At 50.0% G+C, this 4414-nt stretch carries 5 protein-coding genes; all 5 read right to left on the bottom strand.

The window, feature by feature from the left end; translation table 11 throughout:
• The coding region (locus Q0620_RS10465; RefSeq protein ID WP_298785070.1) for an IS1595 family transposase at nucleotides 1-416 on the bottom strand (416 nt) is incomplete at its 3' end.
• A gap of 133 nt (nucleotides 417-549) precedes the next feature.
• A complete protein-coding gene (locus tag Q0620_RS10460) occupies nucleotides 550-2385 on the bottom strand; it encodes a menaquinone biosynthesis decarboxylase (RefSeq protein WP_298785068.1) in 1836 nt (611 codons plus the stop codon).
• A gap of 9 nt (nucleotides 2386-2394) precedes the next feature.
• A complete protein-coding gene (locus tag Q0620_RS10455) occupies nucleotides 2395-3384 on the bottom strand; it encodes a hypothetical protein (RefSeq protein WP_298785066.1) in 990 nt (329 codons plus the stop codon).
• A complete protein-coding gene (locus tag Q0620_RS10450) occupies nucleotides 3384-3971 on the bottom strand; it encodes a hypothetical protein (protein ID WP_298785065.1) in 588 nt (195 codons plus the stop codon). The genes Q0620_RS10455 and Q0620_RS10450 overlap by 1 nt, the downstream gene beginning before the upstream one ends.
• A gap of 2 nt (nucleotides 3972-3973) precedes the next feature.
• Nucleotides 3974-4414: methionine--tRNA ligase subunit beta (gene metG / locus Q0620_RS10445; RefSeq protein WP_298785063.1), on the bottom strand; the 441-nt coding region annotated here is incomplete at its 5' end.

The raw sequence follows: 4414 nt of genomic DNA, 5'->3' as shown, positions 1-4414 counted from the left end.
CAATCAGAATAGATAGTAGAGCTATCAAGCTCGCTATATTGAGATAATATAGGTATCAACTCACTAGCAGAGCAGTTTTTAACTATCTGAGTATAGACCTTACCGTCACGCTTTAGCATTCCAAATACCGGTGTTTTATTTGCTGCGCCTCTACCTCTTTTACCCCTTACTCTTTTAGATCCGAAGTAACTTTCATCTATTTCTATTTCACCTGAAAACTTAGATATCTTCTCGCACTCTTTAGACATAAGAGCTCTTATTTCTCTAAAGATTTTACATAGGGTTGCTTCTGAAATTTTAGTTAAATTTGATATCTTTGATGCTTCTATATCCTCCGTGAAGTACTTTAGAATTTCTCTAAATTTCTTTTCTGAAATTCGGGAACGGATTATATACTTATTTTTCATAGCTCTCATCGTAACTTACTGCTCCTTTGTGTGAGCTTAAGTTAAAGAGGGCCTAAATTTATTTTAAATTTAACGCGCAGCCCTTAAAATCAGAGTGCAAAATTTTAAAATTTCAGATCCGCGCGAAATTTCGCCCCGCGCCTCAAAAAATTTCAAATTTCTTAAATAGCTCGGGTTCGTCCTGCACGATGCCGCGCTCTATGAGGCTTGCTACGACTTCGCGGCTGCAGAGCGTCTCCTGCGGCCACCGGCGCGTATAGCCCTCCCATTCGTGCTTGCTCGTAGCGTCGATGCAGATGCGATCGTCCTGCGCCACAAACACGTCGCGCAGCGCATCGATGCTATTTACGATGCGCCAAACGCTCATATAGAGGTTGCTCGCGTCGTTTCTCGCATCGGTAAAAATCAAAATTTTAAAATGCTCGCTAAATTTCAAAAGCCGCCGCCAGCTCCGCTCCACGAGCTCTTTTTTGTCTATGCTTATCAGCACGAGCGGGTTTTTCGTATCGCAAAAGTGCTGCTTAAGCGCCAAAATGGCGGGCTCCTCGCTTTGAAATTTCGCTAGCAGCTCCTCATCGCTTAAAATTTGCGGCGCCTGCGAGCTTAGATCCGCCGTCGCATCGATACCGAGCTTGCCGCCAAAGCAGGAGTTCGGGCTTGCGTGATCGAGCTGATCGCACACACCCTCGCTAAAAACGAGGCTGCGCGCGCCTATGCGGTTTAGGACGTACTTCGTAAGCGCCTCGTACTCATCTAAGCTCGGCACGTCCTGCGGCACGAAGACGGCGTGTTTTACGAAGCTCATCTGCCCCACGCCCCAAAACGCGTGCATGATCTGTTTGGCAGCAGCGGGGTAGCGCACGGCGATCTTAGCCAAAATTAGGTTGTGAAATACGCCGTTTTCGGGCATTTTATAATCGATCAGATCGGGCGCGCTCGTGCGAAACAGCGGCAAAAAGATCCGCTCGGTCGCGTATCCCATAAATTTATCCTCAAGCGGCGGCTTACCCACGACGGTGGCGTGAAATACGGGCGCGCGCTTGTGCGTGATCGCGCTAACCTCCATCACCGGGAATGGCTCTATCGGCGTGTAATATCCCGTGTGATCGCCGAAAGGCCCCTCCGGCTCGCTTACTGCGGGATCGACAAAGCCCTCGATCACGTAATCAGCGTCCGCGGGAACGTAAATTTCATTCGTAAGCGATTTTACGAGGCGAGCGGGGCTGCGGCGGATGAAGCCGTAAAGCAGCAGTTCAAAAATCCCCTTCGACAACGGCGCCTGACCGCACCAGATATAGAGTGGATCGCCGCCGATCGCCACGGATACGGGCATCTTGCGCCCAGCTTTGCGGTATTCGTCGAAAAAGCCCGCGCCGTCTTTGTGTATCTGCCAGTGCATCCCCAGGCGGTCGCGTCCGTAAATTTGCAGGCGATACATACCGAGATTTTGCGTTTGAGAGTTTAGATCCTTCGTATAGACCTGCCCCATCGTGATGAACGCGCCGCCATCACCCTCCCAGGTCTTAAGCACGGGAAGCTCGCCCAAATCTACATCAGCGCCCAGATGCGCGATCTGCTGGCACTCTCCGCGACCGTTAAGGCGCTTTACAAAAATTTTACGAAGCGTGATTAAGTGCGTCAAAAAATCAAGCTTTTCGCCGAAGCTTTGCGGACGCTTCGGCTTTAGCAGGCTCTCGATCTCAGAGGCAATTTCGTCAGGTTTGCGACCGAGGATTAAATTTAACGCCTCGAAGGAGCCGAAAATATTGGTTAGCACCGGCGGCATCCGTTTGCCCTGCGCGTTTCGCACGTTCGTAAAAAGCAGCGCCTGCGAGCGCTCGCGCTTAACCTCGATGTAGCTTGCGTGCGCTATCTCAAGCTCGGTGCCGATCTGCTCCTTTACCTCGCGCAATAGCCCGTTTTCGTAAAGCCTCTTTATCCAAAAATTTCCATTTAAAATTTCATCAAAGCTCTGCATCCGCTGCCTTTAAAAAAATAGATTTTTTTCTTGCGGTTTTTGATTTAGAAGCTGCACGATCGCGCTTTTTTCCGCAAAAACCAGCGCGTAGTGAAACTCGGGCAGGCTCTTTAGCGCGCTTAGCTTATTGAAGCGAAAGTCGATCTTAACGCCGTCTAAGCGATCCTCCCAGCTAGCACAGACGATAATTTTTTCGCGGAATTTTGCCCGCAAAAACTCCGCCTCGCGCGCAAAAAGCTCAGGATCGCTCTCGGCGATAAAGGCGCGGTAGCTTCCGCCAAGCGAGCTAACGTTAAAAAATCTATCCACAAAAATCGGTTCGAAATGGCCGAATGCGCTTAAGCTTTGAAATTTAAAGGGTATGTTTTTGCGCGAGAGATACTCGATCACGCCGCATAGCTCGGGCAAAAACAGCTGCGGAAAGATTAAGTTTGAGTAATAAAGCCCGCCGAAAACGAAGCTGCTGTAAAATATCGAGCCGCCGTAAAGCAGCCTAAAATCGTCGCTCACGGGGATAGTGACGGGCGATATTCCGAGGCTCTGCAAAAGATCGCCGTCAGTGGTGAAGTAGGTATTTTTCTCTTTGGCATTCATCAGGCTGATGAAAAGCTCGCCCTTGCTGCGCGGCGCAAACATCAAATTTTTCGGCACGCTCGTGTAGCGCAAGATCTCGCTTTGCACCTCGTTTATCAGCACGAAGCCGTGCCGCCACGTCTCACCCAAAAATTTTATCAGACGCACGAGCGCCGAGCATAAATTTTCGACCTTTATAAAGGCGATCTCGTCGTTGAGCGGCTTAAAATTGTTATCGAAAATGATCGCATACGCGCCGTTATCGATCGCGGTGTGCACGTCGCGCTCGTTTGCGCCGAGCGCTATGAAAGCGCCCTTTTTTGCGACCTTTGCAGGTTCGATCGCAAAACTCTCGACCGCAGAGATTGCGGGATTATTCAGCATCGTTCCGTTTACGATGCGGGTTAAATTTAATAAATTTACCATTACGATTTCCCTACGGCGGAGCTTTTAAGAGGCGCGCTCTTTGCGGTCAATGCGGTTTTCGCGATAGGTACAGGTTTTTTAGCGAGCGGGGATTTTTTTGCGGGTGCGCTTTTTGTCACTGCATTTTTTTTAGCATGGGCGTTTTTGGAAAATGAGGTGTCCTTTTTAATGCTCGCGCTAGAAAGACCTGCCGTGCGCTTTCTGCGCGACGAGGCGCTTGCTTTAGAGCTCTCGCCATCCGCGCTCGCATATTTTTTCGTGCGCTCGCCTGTAAATTTATCGGTGCGTGAAAACGAGCGCACGACCGCGCGCGCGCCGAGCTTTGCGCATTTTAAAGCGGCGAACTTCGACAGCTCGCAAACGCCTAGCGTTAAAATTTTACGCGTCGCAAATTTTAAAGCAATCCCCGCACCGAGCTTCAGCGCCAAAGGCGTGGCGCATACAAGCCCGCCTGCACCGATCTTTGCGGCAAAGCCACAGCGACGGCAAAGTTTTAAAATTTTATCCGAAGCGCCGCTTTTTTGCGCGCAGAGCCCAGCCACGTCGTAGATAGCGAACTTCGAGGCCTTGCGCGCTAAAGCCCTCATCGCTAACCTACGATTGCGCCGTTTTTTACGGGCGCGAGAGTGCTAAGCAGCGTAAGGCTGCCATCCTCGGCGCTTAAAATCATACCCTCGCTGCTATGTTTAAAAATTTTAGCGGGTTTTAAATTTGCCAGCACGCAGATCTGCTTACCGACAAGCGTGGCGGGATCGTAAAATTTCGCGATACCGCTGATGATTTGACGTGGTTTCTCCTCGCCCAAATCGATCATAAATCGCAGTAGCTTCTCGCTGCCCTCAATGTTTTCGCACTCCAAAATCGTACCGACTTTGATAACGCATTTTTTAAAATCGTCGATTTTGATTTGAGCTTTAGATGCCGCACCTTGGGCTTCTTGCGCCGTAGCGCCCGAACCGGAAGCGTTTGCGTTTAAGCTTGGCGCGCCTTTTGCCGCGGCGTCTGTACCCGAACAGCTTGTAGAATTTAC

Source organism: uncultured Campylobacter sp., assembly GCF_938017615.1.
Classification (GTDB): domain Bacteria; phylum Campylobacterota; class Campylobacteria; order Campylobacterales; family Campylobacteraceae; genus Campylobacter_B.
This window is presented reverse-complemented; position numbering and strand designations above follow the sequence as displayed.

Bases quoted from the DNA above. Each gene is read 5' to 3' on its own strand.
- Q0620_RS10455 (WP_298785066.1), bottom strand. From the start codon at position 3,384: ATGGTAAATTTATTAAATTTAACCCGCATCGTAAACGGAACGATGCTG.
- Q0620_RS10450 (WP_298785065.1), bottom strand. From the start codon at position 3,971: ATGAGGGCTTTAGCGCGCAAGGCCTCGAAGTTCGCTATCTACGACGTG.
- Q0620_RS10460 (WP_298785068.1), bottom strand. From the start codon at position 2,385: ATGCAGAGCTTTGATGAAATTTTAAATGGAAATTTTTGGATAAAGAGG.